6 protein-coding genes are annotated in these 19,933 nt (G+C 55.7%); 1 reads left to right on the top strand and 5 read right to left on the bottom strand.

The features are described from left to right. Positions 1–62: 62 nt before the first annotated feature. The 4 genes from CTZ24_RS12335 to CTZ24_RS12320 form a co-directional block, all read right to left on the bottom strand. On the bottom strand, positions 63–13,940 hold the full coding sequence (locus tag CTZ24_RS12335) for an Ig-like domain-containing protein (RefSeq protein ID WP_208723664.1): 13,878 nt from the start codon (positions 13,938–13,940) through the stop codon (positions 63–65). A 236-nt stretch (positions 13,941–14,176) separates the two neighbouring features. Beyond that, entirely contained in the window at positions 14,177–14,938 is a 762-nt protein-coding gene (locus CTZ24_RS12330) for an EAL domain-containing protein (protein ID WP_208723663.1), read from the bottom strand. A gap of 713 nt (positions 14,939–15,651) precedes the next feature. Further along, positions 15,652–17,628, bottom strand: coding sequence for a biosynthetic arginine decarboxylase (speA, locus tag CTZ24_RS12325; RefSeq protein WP_071783608.1), 1,977 nt, complete (start codon positions 17,626–17,628; stop codon positions 15,652–15,654). A gap of 242 nt (positions 17,629–17,870) precedes the next feature. Then, positions 17,871–18,296, bottom strand: a complete 426-nt coding sequence (locus tag CTZ24_RS12320) for a hypothetical protein (protein WP_208723662.1) — start codon at positions 18,294–18,296, stop codon at positions 17,871–17,873. Positions 18,297–18,424: 128 nt separating this feature from the next. Between CTZ24_RS12320 and metK the strand changes: the two genes are divergently transcribed. Further along, positions 18,425–19,576 carry a methionine adenosyltransferase gene (metK, locus tag CTZ24_RS12315; protein WP_021186208.1) on the top strand — a complete coding sequence of 384 codons (1,152 nt, stop codon included), beginning with the start codon at positions 18,425–18,427 and terminating at the stop codon, positions 19,574–19,576. A gap of 81 nt (positions 19,577–19,657) precedes the next feature. Here metK and CTZ24_RS12310 read toward each other — a convergent pair. Further along, the coding region (locus CTZ24_RS12310) for a transposase (RefSeq protein WP_208723593.1) at positions 19,658–19,933 on the bottom strand (276 nt) is incomplete at its 5' end.

Below are 19,933 nucleotides of genomic sequence, written 5' to 3'. Positions count from 1 at the left end.
AGTCATTAAGAGAAAGGGGCACATCCTGTGCCCGGGGTGCATCCTGCCTCAGATAACAAGGGTTACGCTGTGTGGTTCTGGTGCGGTTGTTGCAGCAACTCCTCCAGTGATGCGTTAGTGCCTTCCACGGTCACCAACTGGGTGCTGCTGTAAGCCGTTCCGGTTCCGTCACGGTCGATCGAGAGCACGGTATTGCCATCAGCGGTATGATCCACTTTCACAAAATCATTAACGTTACTTGTGTCATCATTCCAGCCAATAAGCAGGTTACTGACGTCAATCTTGTCGCCATTTGCGACAGAGAAATCAGTCCAGGTATCGTGTCCATTGCCACCGGTGGCATCTGCCGCATTCAGCAAGTGGTAAACCAGCGTGTCTGCTCCGGCACCCGAGGTGATGGTGTCGTCATAGGCGCTGCTGGTCAGCGTATCCGCCGCCGAGGTTCCGGTAATGGTCGGATGCAGCTCAATGGTGAACGAATTGCTGATGAGGGTGCCGTCGGTTGACGCCAGGGTGTAGCTAAACACCTCCTTGTGAGTGATGTTCTGCACGTTAATGTCGGCACTCAGCGCATAGGTATAGCTACCGTCTGCGGCAATGCTTAAGGTGCCGTAATCACCCGCCACCGCAGTACTGCCACTGCTGCTCACGGTGGTGGAATCACCGTGCTCATTGGTGATGGTCAGCGTACCGGTGTGACTGGTCGTGCTGTCGGCCCAGATGCTGCCGCTCACCGAGCTGTCGCTATCGGTCGTGGTTGAGGCTTCCGCAAACAGACTGTTCACAGCTAACAACGATGCCGTACCCGTTGAATGCACCAGATCAACGGTCAAAGTGGCCGTGGTGGCAACGCCCTGAGCATCAGTCACCGTATAGGTGAAGGTGTCTGCGGCTGGCAGTGTGTCGATATCCAGCCCGGCCTTCAGCGTATAGGTGTAGTTGCCATGAGAGTCGATGGTTAACGTGCCGTAAGTAGTACTGAACGAGGTACTGGTGCCCACCGTATGACCCGAAACCGAGGTCACCGCCGTACCTGATGGCACGGTACCGGCTACTGAGCTGGTATCGTTGGTCAGCAAGTTACCGGTGACGGTAGCCGCCACTGTTACCGCCATCACGGTGGTATCCGTGACCGTTGTGATAGTGGTGGTCGGCAGTAAGGAAACCCCGCCGGTCGAACCAATCACCACCGCATAAGTCCCGGTCCCCAGGTTGTTGTAGTTGACGTTCACCCCTGTTTTCGAGCCCAGATTGATCAATCCGGTCGAGAGATAGTTGTTGGTCACCGATACCAGCGTCCACCCCGTACTGGTCTGCTGATAGAGATACAGATTGTAGTTAGCAATCAGTGAGATACCGCCAACCGTACCATTCAAGGTCACGCTACGCGTATCGTCATTGCCTACGCTGAAGATATAAGCGTTACCGTTCGACAATACGTTGAGACCCAATACGGTTCCCAGATTCACCGTTGCCAGTGCTGAATGGCTGACGCTGGTGGTGCCATTGTTTACCGTCGCGGTAGAGGTGGTGTAATCCACTTCTGTGAGGTCATTCGCCGCCACGATTTTGATCGCACCCAGCACAGTCGCCGTCGGCGATGTGTTGCCTGCTGCATCCGTCAGGGAGACAGACAACGTCGCCCCGGTGGTTTGCGCGGTTGTCAGCGTCACGGAGAAGCTGCCATTGCTGGCCACAGTGCCAGTGCCGATGGTGTTACCCCCGGCGTCTTTCACGGTAACCGTGGTACCGGCTTCGCCCGTACCCGTCAGGAGGGTACCCGCCGTGTTGACCGCCAGCCCGGTAGCTGCCGTCGGTGCCACGGTATCAACAATCACCGTTGCCGAAGTGGTGCCACTGATGTTGCCTGCCGTATCCGTTACTGTGACGCTTAACGAATGTGAACCATTAGCAAGTACCGCAGTGGTAAAGCTCCACGTACCTCCAGCCCCGACAGAAACCGAGCCGAGGATCGTCGCGCCGTCATAGATAGTGACGCGACTGCCCACTTCTGCCGTACCGCTCAGTACCGGCGTGGTATCTCTGGTCGAGCCGCCGCTCGGTACCGTCACGTTTGGTGTGACCGAATCGTTGGTGATAGTCAGCGTTGACGCGGTTGGTGCCACCGTATCCACCGTCAGGGTGACGGAGGCGTTCGGGCTGACGTTGCCCGCCGCATCGGTCGCCGTGACGTTCAGGGTATGCGTCCCTTCAGTCAGGGTGCTGGTGATAAAGCTCCACGCCCCGTTGCTGCCTGCGGTGGTGGTGCCCAGCAGGGTCGCCCCGTCGTAGATGCTGACCTTCGCACCCGCCTCCGCCGTACCGCTGAGCGCCGGGGTGTTGTCGTTGGTGGTGCCGTTGTTGGGGATGGTGACCGGCGTACCATTGTTGTTGGTCGCCGTCAGACCCGTCACCGCCGCCGGGGCCACGGTGTCGATGATCACGCTGGCCGAGGTGGTACCGCTGACGTTACCTGCCGCATCGGTCACCGTCACGCTCAGCGGATGGGTACCGTTGCTGAGGGTGGCGGTGGTGAAGCTCCAGGTACCTGCCCCGCCGACCGTCAGCGTGCCCAGCACCGTGCTGCCGTCATAGATGGTGACTTTGCTGCCGACTTCCGCCGTACCGCTCAGCACCGGAGTACTGTCGTTGGTTGAACCGCCGCTCGGCACCACCGTGTTGGTGGCATCGTTGGTGATCACCAGCGTTGACGCCGTCGGGGCCACGGTATCCACCGTGATGATGGCCGAGGTGGTGCCGCTGACGTTACCGGCAGTGTCTTTCACCGTCACGCTCAGCGGATGAGTACCGTTGCTCAGCGCGCTGGTGGTGAAGCTCCAGGTACCGCCCGTCCCCACGGTGACGGAACCCAGCACCGTGCTGCCGTCGGAGATGGTGACCACCGAACCGGCNTCCGCCGTGCCGCTCAGGGTTGGCGTGTTGTCGTTGGTCGAGCCACCGCTCGGCACCGTCACGTTTGGCGTGACGTTATCCGCGGTGATGGTCAGCGTCGACGCCGCCGGGGCCGCCGTATCCACCGTCAGGGTGACGGAGGCGTTCGGGCTGACGTTGCCCGCCGCATCGGTTGCCGTGACGTTCAGGGTATGCGGACCATCGGCCAGGGTGCTGGTGGTGAAGCTCCACGCCCCGTTGCTGCCTGCCGTCACCGTACCCAGCAGGGTGGCGCCGTCGTAGATGCTGACCTTCGCACCCGCCTCCGCCGTACCGCTCAGCGCCGGGGTGTTGTCGTTGGTGGTGCCGTTATTGGCAATCGGTACCGCCGTCGTGCCGTTGTTGTTGCTGGCCGCCAGCGTTACTGCCGCCGGAGCCGTGACATCAATCACCACGGTTGCCGAGCTGGATGCCACACTGACGTTACCTGCGGCATCCGTTGCCCTGACGGTAAATACATGGCTACCTTCCGGCAGTGTTGCGGTAGTGAAGCTCCAGGTGCCGCCCGCAGTGGTGATGGCCGTTCCCAGCACCGTGCTGCCGTCATAGATAGTGATGGTGCTGTTCGCTTCCGCCGTACCGCTGAGGGTTGGTGTGCTGTCGTTGGTGGATGCGCCGTTAGCAATCACGGTGTTAGTGGTGTCGTTGGTCACCACCAGCGTCGCGACATCCGGTGCGTGCGTATCAACCGTAAAGGTCACTGCCGCCGAGTTGGCGCTGGTATTACCGGCCGCATCGGTCGCCGTGACGCTCAGCGTGTGGGAACCGTTGCTCAGGGTCGGCGTGTTATAACTCCAGACGCCCGACGCATTTGCCGTGGTCGATCCCACCACATTGGCGCCATCATAAATGGTGATCACCGCATTGGCTTCAGACGTGCCAGTCAGCAATGGCGTGCTGTCGTTGGTTGAGGAACCGTCGGCAATCTCCACCACCGTACCACCGGTGTCCTTACTGACCACCAGATCATCCACTGCATCAGGTGCCGTGGTATCGACGGTGATATTGATGGTGTTCGACGTTGCACCTGGATTGCCAAGACCATCCACCGTTGTGATGAAAAGTGCATGGTCACCATCGGCTAACGCCGGATTAGGGGTAAAGGTCCACTGTCCACTGGCGTCAACCAGAACAGAACCCAGCACCGTCGCGCCATCGTGGATGGTGATCACATCATCCTCGGCAGCCAGACCGCTCAGCACAGGCGTGCTGTCTTTGGTATCCGCACCATCAGACAACGACACCAGAGTGCTACCGCTATCGTCGGTGATCTCCAGGGTACTGGTGGCCGGCGGCATTCCGGCGTTGATGGTAACGTCAAAAGCAGGTGAGGACGCCGCGCTGACGTTTCCTGCCGGATCAGTCACGGTGACCGTGAAGCTATGGGAACCATTACTTAATGCCGCTGGCGTAAAGCTCCATGCCCCTGCGGTTGCGGTGACGGTGCCCAACAACGTATTGCCATCGTAGATCGAAATCACATCGCCAGTCGTTGCACTACCGCTCAGCGTCGGGGTGCTGTCATCGGTGGTATCACCGCTTGCCAGCTCACCGGTCTGTCCACCGGCATCATCCGTCACCACAAAATCGTTTATGGCATCCGGTGCACCGGTGTCGATAGTAACGGTGTAGTCAGCCGACAAGGCACTGGTGTTACCCGCCGCATCAGTTACCGAGACATTAAAGGTATAGGGACCATCAGTTAACGCGCTGGTTTCAAAGCGCCATACACCATTATCCCCAACCGTCGTGCTGCCAATTAACACATCATCCTGATAGATATTCACCGTGGTGCCTGCGGTGGCATTACCACGCAATACCGGCGTCTCGTCGTTGGTCGAACCGCCATTAGCGACCACGAACGGCGTAGTACCGTCGTTGTCGTAGATAGCAAAGTTGGTAACCGGATCAGGAGTTACCGTGTTGACCGTCACGGTGACCGAGGTGGTCGAACTCACGTTTCCTGCCTCGTCAGTGACGGTAACATTCAACGTATGCGTGTCGTTCGAGAGGGTTGGCGTGGTGTAGTTCCAGTTACCATCACCGTCTGTCGTGGTGGTACCCAGCAAGGTTGTTCCGTCATAAACCGAGATAATGCTGTCCGGTTCAGCGGTACCCACCAGCTCAGGGGTGTTATCGTTGGTGGCACCGCCATCAGGTATCACCACGGACGGCGTGCTGTCGTTATTTTGCAGTACCAGATCGCCAACCGGTTCCGGTGCAGTGGCATCTACTGCTACCGTAAAGGTGGTAGAGGCAGTGCTGACGTTGCCGTTCACATCGGTAACGGTGGCGCTCAGGGTATGCGAGCCATCAATCAGGGTTGGTGTACTGAAGCTCCAGTTGCCATCCGCATCTGCGGTGGTTGAACCAATCACTACGCTGCCATCATAGATGGTGATAATGCTGTTCTCTTCCGCCGTCCCCGTCAGCAACGGTGTGTTGTCATTGGTGGTGTCGCCATCAGCCAGTGGAACAGGCGTTGTTCCGTCGTCATTGCTGACCACAATACTGGTGGCAATCGGCGCACTGGTGTCCAGCGTGAAGTTGATGGGCGTTGACGCGTCGCTGGTGTTGCCAGCCGCATCGGTGACGGTGACACTCAGGCTGTGCGATGTTCCGGTTAGCGTCGGTACACTGAAGCTCCACTGACCGTTGTTATCGACAGTTGCACTGCCAATGACGGTGCTGCCGTCACTGATGGTGACGACACTACCTGCCTCAGCACTTCCTGACAGCAGCGGTGTGCTGTCATTGGTTGTGCCGTTGTTCGGGATACCCACCGCCGTGGTGCCGTTATCATTACTGAGCGTGATACCGGTTGCCACGTCTGGCGCTGTTGCATCGACCTGTACGCTAATGGTCGCAGGTGCGCTGACGTTGCCGGCGGCATCTGTCGCGGTCACGCTCAGGGTATGAGAACCATCAGCCAATACGCTGGTGGTGTAACTCCAGGTCCCCGTGTTATCAACCACCAGCGAGCCAAGCACGCCGTTCTCATCGGAGATGGTGATGATATCCCCTTCTTCACCTGAACCACTGAGAACCGGGGTGTTGTCATTGGTTAACCCGCCATCCGGGATCGCCACAGAACCGCCACCAATATCGTTGCTCAGGGTAAGTTCGGCGATGGTCGGGACAACAGTATCAACGGTCACCGTCAGCGGATCGCTCACATCACTGACGTTTCCAGCGCTGTCCGTCACGGTGACGGTCAGACTATGCTCACCATCGGTCAGCGTTGGGGTGGTGAAGCTCCAGTTGCCATCGGCATCCACCAGCGCGGTTCCCAGCACGTTGCTGCCATCCGAAACCGTCACGATACTGTTCGCTTCTGCGGTACCGCTCAACACCGGGGTGTTGTCGTTCGTCGCGCCGCCAGCGGCAATCTCGGTATCGGTCTGGTCATTGGTCAGCAGGAGATTATCCGCTGCGTCAGGTGCCTCGCTGTCAATGGTGAAGCCGATAACAGCAGAGTTTGCACTGGTGTTACCCGCCGGGTCAGTGACGGTGACACTGAGATTGTGTTCGCCTTGATCCAATGCACCAGTGGTAAAGGTCCAGGTTCCATCGGTGCCGACCACCGTTGAGCCAAGCAACGTCGAGCCGTCATAGACATTAATGATGTTGCCCGCATCAGAGCTACCGGTAAGTTCCGGAGTAGGGTCATTCGTGAAGCCACCATCAGCAATCGGAACGAGGGTACTGCCTTCGTTATTGTTGACCACCAAATCGGCCACGGGATCCGGGGCTGCGGTATCGATGGTGATGGCGACTGCCGGTGAGGCAGGTCCGGTGTTTCCGGCAGCATCGGTGACGGTGGTGGTCAGACTGTGCGCGCCTTCACTCAATACCGGTGAAGTGAAACTCCAGTTGCCATCGCCATCGACCGTCGCTGTCCCCAGCACGTTACTGCCTTCCGCCACCGTGACCGTACTGCCCGGTTCAGCGGTACCGCTCAACACCGGTGTCGTATCGTTGGTCGCCCCCGACGTGATCGGTACCAACGAACCGCTGGCATCAGAACTGAGTTGCAGATTGCTGGCAGCCACTGGAGGCTGCGTATCAATGGTTACCGCCAGCGGATCGGACGCGGTGCTGACGTTACCTGCCGTGTCGGTGACCGTCACGGTCAGGCTATGATCGCCGTCTGTCAGCGTTGGCGTGGTGAACGTCCAGTTGCCATCGATATCGGTCAGGGCGGTCCCCAGCACATTGCTGCCATCTGAAACCGTCACAATGCTGTTGGCTTCAGCCGTGCCACTCAACACCGGGGTGTTGTCGTTAGTCGCTCCGCCTGCCGCAATCGGTGTATCGGTCGCGTCATTGGTGAGTTGCAGATTATCCGCCGGATCGGGCGCTTCGCTGTCCACGGTGAAATCTATGGTGTCAGAGTTAGCACTGGTGTTTCCGGCTGCGTCGCTGACCGTGACGCTCAGGCTATGCGCGCCCTGGTCCAGTTCTGGGGTGATATAGCTCCATGTGCCGTCCGCACCAACGGATGTTGAGCCCAACAACGTCGTGCCATCGTAGACATTGACGATGCTGCCCGCCTCCGCCGTACCGGTCAGCTCCGGTGTCGCATCGTTGGTGAGATTACCCTCAGTGATCGGCACCAGCGTACTGCCTTCATTGTTGTTGACCACCAGATCAGTCACAGCATCCGGTGCAGCGGTATCGATATCGAAATTCACCACAGAGGAGGATGGGCCGATGTTACCTGCGGCATCGGTCACCGTGATACTCAACGCATGGCTGCCATCCAGTAACGGCGTGGTAATGAAACTCCAGTTACCACTGCCATCGGTGGTCGCACTGCCAATCACATCGGTGCCATCGTAAATGGTGATCAGGCTATTCGCCTCTGCCGTACCGCTCAGTTCCGGTGAGTTGTCGTTAGTCAGCCCCCCGTTGGTGATTGGGACGTCAGTACTGCCATTATTGTTGTTGAGAACAAAGTCGGCGGCGTCTGGTGCCGTGGTATCAACGGTCAACGCCACCATATTACTCGGCGCGCTCACATTTCCGGCCAGATCGGTCTCCGTGACCATCAGATTGTGATCGCCATCGGTCAGGGTTTGCGGCGTGAAGTTCCAGCTACCGGTGGTTGCATCCGCCTGTACCGAACCGATCACCGCCATATTGTCGTAAATGGTGATGATGCTGCCCGCTTCTGCCGTACCGCTCAAGGTTGGCGTGCTGTCACCGGTCAGACCGTTAAGCGTATCGCCATTGTCATTTTCTGCCGTCAGATTGGTTACCGGATCGGGTGCGGTGGTATCCACAGTGACAAGGATAGGATCGGAGGCATCGCCAGTATTGCCGGCCGCATCGGTTACGGTCGTCGTCAGGCTGTGATCACCTTCATCCAGTGCCGGAGAGGTAAAGCTCCAGTTACCGTCACCATCAACAGTCGCGGTTCCCAACACGTTAGCGCCATCAGAAACTGTCACGGTACTACCCGGCTCCGCCGTACCACTCAATATCGGCGTGGTATCGTTGGTCGCACCCGTGGTAATCGGCACCAGCGTGCCACTGGTATCGCTACTGAGTTGTAAGTTATCGGCTGCCGCCGGGGCAGTCGTATCAATGGTGACCGCGATCGGATCGGATGCCGGGCTGGCATTGCCTGCCGGATCGGTCACGATGGCTGTCAGGCTATGATCACCTTCATCCAGCTCAGGGGTGGTAAAGCTCCAGTTTCCGTCGCCATCTACGGTCGCCGTTCCCAGCACGTTACTGCCATCGGACACCGTGACCGTGCTACCCGGCTCCGCCGTGCCACTCAATACCGGCGTGGTATCACTGGTGCTGCTCCCTGCTGCAATCGGTACGGAGGTACCACCGGAATCATTACTGAGTTGCAAACCACTGGCCGCAACCGGTGGTTGGGTATCCACTGAAAACGCCAGCGGATCAGAGGCTGTACTGGTGTTTCCTGCCGGATCGGTGACGGTGGCCGTCAGACTGTGATCGCCTTCTGCCAGCACAGGGGTGGTGAAACTCCAGTTACCATCACCGTCAACCGTGGTGGTTCCCAGCACCGTGTCACCATCTGACACGGTAATGGTACTGCCTGGCTCTGCAGTGCCGCTTAATACCGGCGTGGTGTCGTTAGTCGCACCACCCGCAGCTACCGGCACAGACGTACCACTTGAATCATTGCTGAGTTGCACACCATCTACGGGATCGGGTGCGGTGGTATCGATGGTGATCGCAAGCGGGTCCGAAGCATCGCTGGTATTACCCGCGGGGTCGGTCACCGTCGCTGTCAGGCTATGATCACCTTCATCCAGCGCAGGGGTAGTAAAGCTCCAGTTACCATTGCCATCTACGGTCGCCGTTCCCAGCACGTTAGTGCCATCAGACACCGTCACCGTGCTTCCTGGCTCCGCCGTACCACTCAATATCGGCGTGGTATCGTTGGTGGTGCCGGCTGTGACGGGGACCGATGTCCCGGTGACATCGCTGCTGAGTTGCAAGCCCGTCGCTACATCAGGTGCGGTGGTGTCAACGGTGAAATCAATGGCCGCAGAAGGCGGGCTGGTGTTGCCTGCCGGATCGGTCACGGTCGCCGTCAGACTATGATCACCCTCACCCAGAGCGGGGGTAATAAAACTCCAGTTACCGTCGTTATCCACCGTGGTGGTGCCCAGCACATCGTTACCGTCAGAAACGGTAATGATGCTGCCCGGATCGGCGGTTCCACTTAGTACCGGAGTGGTATCATTCGTCGCCCCACCAGCAGCAACTGGCACCGGTGTGCCACTATCGTTATTACTGAGTTGAACATCACCCGCAATGGCTGGCGCGGTGGTGTCAATGGTGACAGTCACCGGATCCGAAGCCGGACCGGTATTCCCTGCCGCATCGGTCACCGTTGCCGTCAGGCTGTGATCGCCTTCGCCCAATGGGTCAGGTGTAAAGCTCCAGTTGCCATTACTGCCAACAGTGGCGGTTCCCAGCACGGTGTCGCCATCGGAAATGGTCACGATGCTGCCCGGTTCCGCTGTTCCCGTTAACACCGGTGTGGTGTCGTTGGTGACGCCGCCGTCCGCAACAGGTACCGGTGTCCCGCTCAGGTCATTACTGAGTTGCAGGCCGCTCGCCGCTTCTGGTGCGGTGGTGTCTACCGTGACGGCGATAGGGCTGGAAGCCAGGCCCGTATTACCCGCCGTATCGGTCACCGTGGTGGTCAGGCTATGATCGCCCTCATCCAGCGCAGGGGTGGTGTAGCTCCAGTTACCGTCGCTATCGGTGATCGCGGTACCCAGCACAGTATCGCCGTCAGAAATGGTGACAGTGCTGCCGGGTTCGGCGGTACCGCTAAGTACCGGCGTCGTGTCATTAGTCGCACCCGACGTGATCGGTACTGCTGTGCCGCTCGTGTCATTGCTCAGTTGCAGGTTGTCAGCAACCGCTGGCGGCGTGGTATCTACGGTGAACACAAACGGATCGGTGGCTTCGCTGGTGTTACCCGCCTGGTCGGTCACGGAGGTGGTCAGGCTATGCTCACCTTCCGTCAATGTGGGTAGCGTGAAGCTCCAGTTACCGTCGTTATCCACTGTGGCCGTGCCCAGCAAATTGTCACCATCCTGGATGGTCACGATGCTGCCGGGCTCCGCACTGCCACTCAGTACCGGGGTGTTGTCATTGGTTGCGCTACCCGGTTCGATCGGCACCGGAGTACCGCTTTCGTCATTACTGAGCTGCAATCCGCCCGCGGCACCTGTCGCCACCGTGTCGATGGTGATGGTGATGGTGTCAGAATTGGTAATGTTGCCGTTGATATCCGTGATGGTGGCCTGGAAGGCATGCGATCCATCAACCAGCGTGCCAGGCGTGAAGACCCACTGACCATTACTGTCAGCAGTGACGCTGCCCAGTACGGTGGTGCCGTCATACAGGGTGATCAGGTTGCCTGCACCCGCCAGGCCACTCAGCACTGGCGTGCTGTCATGGGTAAAATCGCCATCAGCCAACTGCACCAGGGTGTTGCCGCTATCATCCGTTACCTGGAGAGAGCTGGTTGCCGCTGGCAGATCGGCATTGATGGTCACGTTGAACGGCGTGGTTGTCGGACTAACATTACCGGCCGCATCGGTCACCGTAACGGTCAGGCTGTGATTGCCGTTGGTTAACGCGTCCGGTGTGAAGCTCCAGTTGCCGTCACTGCCCACGGTGACAGTACCCAATAGCGTATCGCCATCGTAAACGCTGACGACGGTATTCGCCTCGGCCTGACCACTCAGGGTTGGCGTGCTGTCATCACTGAATCCACCCGACGTAAGGGGTCCCTGACTGTCGCCCACATCATCGGTCACTGTCAGGCCGCTGGCTGCCGCAGGCGGTACGGTATCAACGGTAAAAATGATGGGATCGGACGCCGGGCTGGTGTTGCCTGCCGCATCGCTCACGGTGGTGGTCAGACTGTGGTTGCCATCACTCAGCACTGGAGTCGTGAAGCTCCAACTGCCATCGCTGCCGACTGTTGCCGTGCCAAGCACCGTGTTACCGTCGGAAATCGTGACGGTGCTGCCGGGTTCAGCCGTGCCGCTCAATTGCGGAGAACTGTCGTTGGTGGCACCACCCGCCGCAATCGGAACGACAGCACTGCCGTTATTGTCGCCGAGCTGCAAATCACCGGCCGCCGCCGGTGCCTGGGTATCAATGACGATATTGATGGTGATGGAGTCAGTGATGTTGCTGTTAACATCCGTGATGGTGGCATGGAACGAATGTGGACCATCATCCAGCGTGGTCGGGGTAAAGCTCCATTGCCCGTTGCTGCCTGCCACCACGCTGCCTAACAAGGTTGTGCCGTCATACAGGGTGATCAGGGTATTCGCACCGGCCAGACCGCTTAACACCGGCGTACTGTCCTGAGTGTTGGCACCATTGGCCAGTTGTACCAGGGTATTGCCGCTGTCATCGGTGACCTGCAATGAACTGGTCGCCGGTGGCAAATCTGCCGCAACGACTGCATCAAACGCAGGTGTGGCAGGGCTGACATTACCTGCGCTATCGGTCACTGTCACCGTCAGGCTGTGACTACCATTGGTCAACGCCGGAGTAGTAAAGCTCCAGTTCCCATTCACGTCGGTGGTGGTTTGCCCCAGCAACGTCGTGCCGTCATACACGCTGATCACGCTATTGGGCTCAGCCTGACCGCTCAGGGTCGGCGTGTTGTCATCGGTGGAGACACCCGAGGTGATCGGCCCCTGACTGTCGCCCACGTTGTCAGTTACCGTCAGGCCGCTAGCCGCCGCCGGTGGCGTAGTATCGACGATAAAATTGATGGGATCGGATGCCGGGCTGGTGTTCCCCGCCGGGTCGCTCACGGTGGTGGTCAGGCTGTGTTGCCCCTCACCTAACGCCGGGGTGGTGAAACTCCAGTTGCCATCACTGCCGACAACCGCCGTACCGAGCACGGTGGTGCCATCAGAAATGGTGACGGTACTGCCCGGTTCAGCCGTACCCGTCAACACCGGGGTGGTGTCATTGGTTGATCCCCCCGCAGGTACCGGTATCACGGTGCTGCCTTCGTTGTTACCGAGTTGCAAATCACCGGCCGCTTCCGGGGCCACTGTATCAATAATGATATGAATGGTGTTGGAGTCAGTCACATTGCCGTTAGCATCTGTGATGGTGGCATGAAAGGTATGTGTACCATCGGCCAGCGTGCCTGGGGTAAACACCCATTGCCCATCCGTGCCAGCCACGACGCTACCCAACAAGGTATTTCCGTCATACAGGGTAATAAGGGCGTTTGCCGTTGCCAGCCCCGTCAGTACCGGGGTGGTGTCATGCGTGCTGGATCCATCAAGCAGCTGCACCAGGGTGTTGCCGCTGTCATCCGTCACCTGCAACGACGTGGTGGCTGGTGGGAAGCCTGCCGCAATGTTGACATCAAACGCCGGGGTTGCCGGGCTGACATTCCCCGCCGCATCCGTCACGGTAACGGTGAGGCTATGGCTACCGTTGCTCAGCGCCGGGGTGGTAAAGCTCCAGCTACCGTTCGCATCTGCCACGGCACTGCCCAGCAGCGTCTGACCATCATAGATTTTGATGATGCTATTGGCTTCAGCCTGGCCGCTTAAGGTGGGTGTGTTGTCATCTGTGGTCGCGCCGGAAGTCAGTGGCCCCTGACTCCCCCCGACATCGTCTGTCACCACCAAAGCGCTGGCAGCTACCGGTGCCACGGTATCGACAACGAAGTCGACAGGATCAGATGCAGCGCTGGTATTGCCCGCAGCATCGGTAACGGTTGTGGTAATACTGTGAGATCCATCCGCCAGCGTTGGCGAGGTGAAGCTCCAGGTGCCATCTGCGCCGACCACCACGGTGCCCAGCAAGGTCGACCCGTCGTAAATGCTGACGATGCTGCCCGCTTCAGCCGTTCCGCTTAAGATCGGCGTATTGTCATCGGTGTTGGTGCCACTGGTAATCGCTCCCTGAATGGCGCCGGCATTATCGGTCAGAACAAGGTTACTGGCCGTGCCGGGTGCGGTGGTATCACCGCCACCGCCGTTATCACCGCCGCCAGCATTATTGCTACCCCCTTCGGAACCACCACTGCCTGTGGTTCCCGCAAACATCGCACCCAGCCCCGCCAGCAGTGCACCTCCCATACCAAAGGCGGCAATGGCGTTATCATGGGTGGTATTTGCTGCTAACAGGCCATCGGTACTGTCGATAGAAACATACTGGAAGCCATCACCACCAGGATTCTCCACCCACCATAAAGCGCCCTTGTCATCCTGTAGCACAAGGTCACTTTCGCCATTCGGCCCATAAAAATTATGAATAACAAGATGTTCACCCGACTTCGTTGTAATAACGAGGTCATTACCATTGCGTGTGTAAGATTTAATATCTGATTGATTCAGATTGAGTTTAACCAAACTCGGAGTGGTTAACGTCACTTCGCTTCCGTTAGTCAGCGAGGCGATCGTGCCTCCTTTAGGCGTTACTGAGATATTATTCATTTTCTCTATATTCCACCGAGGTTATTAGAATCCATAAAAACGCCCGAAATCCGCAGATCCCGGTCTCACCAGTGAATAAACGTTGGATATTCACTCTTTCTCTTTGACGACCTCATACATGCTGATGATGAAATCGTACTGAGCCTTGTTAAGCCGCCATCCTGGTAATGGGGACGTTTTATTTCTTAAAATAACAACGGGGAAAATATCGTTTTTATCTATTGGCACTGCGTGAACTACATGAAACTCCTTAAATTCTTTTTTTGGCACAGTTGTTTTCCGCATGGATCGGAGGTGCTGGTGGCGACCCATGATTTATTAATAAAATCATCAAGATACACGCCATCCCAATGATAGCCCTGCATACCATATATCGCTTTATGCGCCAGAATCTCGATATGACGTTGATTCTCAACACCCTCAATAATCACGCCACTGCATAAATCGTTGAGATGGCCTAACAACAGATCAAATATATGGCTTTCGCCATACTGCCAAAAAAACGCCTTATCAATCTTGACACACTCAAATATTCCGCTACTCATCATGGTGAGGCTGGAATATCCCGGACCAAAGTCATCCAGCCATAAGGGCGCAATTTTTGCCAACCCCTTTAAAATTAATAGATCTGCACGAGTAAAGCGGGCGATGAAAAATGAGGATATTTCAAAGCGAAAGAAAGGCAACAGTGCCAGTCTTTGTTGAGTTTTTTCATCAGAAAAAATGCTGGAAACAATATCCCTGTTAATGTTCACACTAATGATCTGCCGGAATCCCTTTTGATAGAGTCGCTCCAGTTGATCTATTTGCCGCAGGAATAGTTGCCATTTCTGCTCCACGGGTAAGTGGCTGAAAAAAACCGCTTCTCTTGCCGGATTCCTCATATGCTTAATATCAGCATCGTCCACAAAGCGCGTCAGCAATTCCCAGGCAAAAAGGTTGCCGGATAATCCGTAAACAGGTTCCAGTATAAAAGTGTATTGTTGCGGATTGCTCATCAACGCGCCCTTTTGCCACGATCTGACGCACCTTAAATGTCAGAATTTCTCATGTTAAACACAAGGAAAACATTGGTAAAACTTAACACCTTAACTGAAGGTTAACGTATAACTTACAGTTTGAGAAATAGGTTAAGCCAAGACATTCGCACATTTTGATAGGAATGGCGTATTGATTTTCATCTTGCAGCCGGTGAAATTATGACTACCGTTTCAGACAATTCCTGGAAAAAATAATGTTTTTTCCCATCTTGACAGAAATGATTTCATATTAACTATTTGATTTTAATTAAAAAAAATATATGAATGGTTGAGTTTTGGATTTCTTTTGTCAAAGTTACAGAATCGGTATGAGAAGATTTTTTCCAAAAAGCGTCGAAAAGCATTTAGTTAATAACAGTTATTATTTCACCACCAATGATCAAATTTTAATTATGCATAAAAAATATAACATAACAGAAAACCTGCTTTATAAGGCCAAATGACCTTACTGAATTAATGGGTATTTCCCGTATGTAATGGATTGCGGCTTCGCTTTTTCAAATAAATGAATGAGATAGCGATGTTGTGTCTGCGCCATTCCTTCTTTAAATGACAAGAGAAATTACCACGGTGATCACGATCGCAATTTTAATAAAAAAGACAGGAGTGAAAAAATAGTGGAGAAATAAATGGACCGAGCCACGAACGTGGCCCGGTGAAGAGACGATTAATTATTCGTCTTCAAGATAGGTATAACCGTACAAACCGCTCTCAAATTCTTCCAGGAACTGCGCACGCAGATCTTCGTCTATATCGGTTTGCTTCACCTGATTACGGAACAGCGTCATCAGTTCTGCCGGGTTGAGCTGCACATATTCCAGCATATCTGCCACTGTATCGCCTTCATCTGAAAGCTGAACTTCCACGCTGCCATCCTGGAAAGCAAACACGTCAACCGCTTCGGTATCGCCAAACAGGTTATGCATGTTGCCGAGAATTTCCTGATACGCGCCCACCATAAAGAAGCCCAGCATCGGCGGGTTGTCGATATCGTATTCCGGCATCGGCATGGTGGTGGCAATGCCGTCGCCATCCACATAGTGATCGATAGTGCCATCTGAATCGCAGGTGATGTCGAGTAGCACCGCACGACGTTGCGGCATTTTGTTCAACCCTTCCAGCGGCAACACCGGGAAGAGTTGATCGATACCCCAGGCATCCGGCATCGACTGGAACAGCGAGAAGTTGACGTAAATCTTGTCAGCCATACGCTCCTGCAACTCATCGATAATCGGGCGATGAGCACGGTTGCTCGGATCAAGGTGCTGCTGGATGTAATGACAGATGCTGAGGTAAAGCTGTTCCGCCCAGGCGCGCTGACGCAGATCATAAGTGCCGGACGAGTAACCGGTATGGATGTCAAACAGATCCATCTGGCTGTCGTGCAACCACTCACGCAACGAGCGACGCACGTTCGGTTCGTGCATCTCCTGCCAGGTATCCCACATGCTCTGGATTGGGCGTGGCGCATCTACATCCGGCGCTTCCGGGTTGCTAAATTCGTTGCGCTCAACACCAATAATATTGGACACCAGCACGGTGTGATGAGCGGTTACCGCACGACCCGATTCGGTAATCACCGTAGGATGCTCAAGACCGTGTTCATCACAGGCATCACCAATCGCCCAAATCACGTTGTTAGCGTATTCATTCAGGCCGTAGTTAACCGAGCAATCGGACTGTGAACGTGTTCCTTCATAATCCACACCCAGACCGCCGCCGACGTCAAAACATTTGATGTTAACGCCAAGCTTCGCCAGCTCTACATAGAAACGGGCTGACTCACGCACCCCGGTAGCGATATCGCGAATATTCGCCATCTGCGAACCAAGGTGGAAATGCAGCAATTGCAGGCTATCGATACGACCCGCTTTACGCATGATCTCCACCAGCTGCAACACCTGCGACGCCGCCAGACCAAATTTGGACTTTTCACCGCCGCTCGACTGCCATTTACCGGAGCCTTGCGATGCCAGACGTGCACGAATACCGAGGCGAGGCACGACATTCAGCCGTTCTGCCTCTTCCAGCACCATGCGTACCTCAGTCATCTTCTCGATCACCAGATACACCTTGTGACCAAGTTTCTCACCAATCAACGCCAGACGTATGTATTCGCGGTCTTTGTAGCCGTTACAGACGATAACGGTTCGGGTTTTACCCGCATGCGCCAATACCGCCATCAGCTCCGCCTTGGAACCAGCTTCCAGCCCCAGCGGTTCGCCGGAGTTGACCAGCGACTCAATCACACGTTTGTGCTGGTTTACCTTGATGGGATACACCAGGAAGTAGTCACCTTTATACCCGTAGGATTCGCGGGCACGTTTGAAGGCACCGTTAATCGAACGCAGACGGTGCTGCAAAATCTGTGGGAAGCAAAACAGCGCGGGCAGGCGCTGACCATCAGCTTCACGCTCTTTCACCAGTTTGGCGAGGTCGACACGAACTTCCGGCATGTCCGGATCCGGGCACACGCTGATGTGGCCCAATTCGTTGACGTCGTAATAGTTATTACCCCACCAGGCAATATTGTAGGTGCGCAGCATTCGGCTCGCTTCCTGATCATTCATCGCCACCTCCTGCATGGAGCGGAGTACACCCTGTTCGCCAGCTGACGAACCCTTGATATTCTTCATGTCGTCAGACATCACGAACCTCAATTTTCCGTTGAAATATGAAAAAGTTGCCGGGTTTTGTCGTTATTACGCCGGGATAAAATTGCCCCATTCTGCCTGCTTATCCTCAAGAGCTGCTGACGTTAAGTGTAAAACACCAGGCCGGGATGCGTGCAACCGTGCCAGAAATAGCCTGGCAGTGCCATCATCACCCGAGCGTGAAAAAAATCACCAGGATTGTGGGAACAAGTTAGCCGGCGCTCGTGTCGGGATAATTACCGCAACGAACAAAACTTCGACTGGAGTGAAAAACAGAAGTGGAAATGGAAAGGATTGCCAGCGCGCACGTTGAGCGCAGTGAACCGTAAAAAGAGAAAGGGTGGTTCATTACTTTTATCACCTCCAACGCATGGGGAAAACATGCGGGAAACGGCCTGGGTGAAAGCCAGATACACACATATCTGACGGGCGCGACGCACGGCGGCGTCATCCTTTTGGGCTGTGGTCGACAGCAGCGGCGATTTATACAGCCTGACGCATAAAATTGCAAAAGCTTTTGCCAGAGCGGCCGATACCGGGATCAATACGGTGATCCGTGTCAGGAAAATTTTCCAGTTCAGCTGTTGCGTAAAATGCGGAAACAGAAAAAGGGCTGGTAATTCGCTCAGTGAGTAACCTAAAATAGCCGTCCAGATGGTCATCCATCTAAACTGGTTAACATCCAAGCTTTCTTACTGCTCGCGGCTTTGCCTGAAGGGGCGTCGAGCCTGGCACAACCTCGCTTACGCTATGCAGTCGAATTCAAACCATTTGTAAGGTAAAGAACAGAATGGCTAAACACCTTTTTACGTCTGAGTCCGTATCAGAAGGACATCCTGATAAAATCGCTGACCAAATTTCTGACGCCGTGCTCGACGCCATCCTTGAACAGGATCCGAAAGCTCGTGTGGCCTGCGAAACTTACGTGAAAACCGGTATGGTGCTGGTTGGCGGTGAAATCACCACCAGCGCATGGGTTGATATCGAAGAGATTACCCGTAATACCGTTCGTGAAATTGGCTATGTTCATTCCGATATGGGCTTCGATGCCAACTCTTGCGCAGTACTGAGCGCCATTGGTAAACAGTCTCCGGACATCAACCAGGGCGTTGACCGTACCGACCCGCTGGAACAAGGTGCTGGCGATCAGGGCCTGATGTTTGGCTACGCCACCAACGAAACTGACGTTCTGATGCCTGCTCCGGTAACCTATGCGCACCGTCTGGTCCAGCGTCAGGCTGAAGTACGTAAAAACGGCACCCTGCCGTGGCTGCGTCCGGATGCAAAAAGCCAGATCACTTTCCAGTACGATGGCGGCAAAATTGTCGGTATCGATGCCGTGGTACTGTCGACTCAGCACGCGGAAGAGATTTCCCAGACTGACCTGCGTGAAGCGGTAATGGAAGAGATCATCAAGCCGGTTCTGCCAACTGAGTGGATCAACGCCAGCACCAAATACCACATCAACCCGACTGGCCGTTTCGTTATCGGTGGCCCAATGGGTGACTGCGGTCTGACCGGTCGTAAAATCATCGTGGATACCTACGGCGGCATGGCGCGTCACGGCGGCGGTGCTTTCTCTGGTAAAGACCCATCAAAGGTTGACCGTTCTGCGGCTTACGCAGCACGCTACGTGGCAAAAAACATTGTTGCGGCTGGCCTGGCTGACCGTTGTGAGATTCAGGTTTCCTACGCAATCGGCGTGGCAGAACCGACATCGATCATGGTGGAAACTTTCGGTACTGAGAAAGTGGCAACCGAGCAACTGACCCTGCTGGTACGCGAGTTCTTTGACCTGCGTCCGTACGGTCTGATCCAGATGATGGACCTGCTGAAGCCTATCTACAAAGAAACTGCCGCTTACGGTCACTTTGGCCGCGAACACTTCCCATGGGAAAAAACCGACAAAGCTGCACAGCTGCGCGAAGCTGCTGGTTTGTAAGTTTATACCCCTGCGGTTCAATTAAGGGAGGCCAATGGCCTCCCTTACTATTTCTCACATCCGTAGCTACCGTCTTGAACGTCAAGCGGTAGCTGCGTAATTTTCATCCCACTTCATCCGCGTTTTCAGCACCCCGAAGCACTGATGAACCAGCTTGCGCATCACCGCTCCAAGCGCGGCCTTGCTGGCTTTGCCCTTCGCGATTAGCCTCTGGTACAGCGCCTTCGCCGGGGCATTCCACCTGATCGCTACGATCGCCGCCATATACAGTTTCGCCCTTACGTCTGCCGGGCCTGTTTTTGACATCCGCGCACGCCCCCTGACTGAGCTCCCGGACGTTTTTTCCACCGGTACCAC

Origin of the sequence: Pantoea phytobeneficialis, from assembly GCF_009728735.1 — a bacterium.
GTDB lineage: Bacteria > Pseudomonadota > Gammaproteobacteria > Enterobacterales > Enterobacteriaceae > Pantoea > Pantoea phytobeneficialis.
The sequence above is the reverse complement of the archived record's forward strand: the minus strand, read 5'-3'. Positions and strand labels throughout refer to the sequence as shown.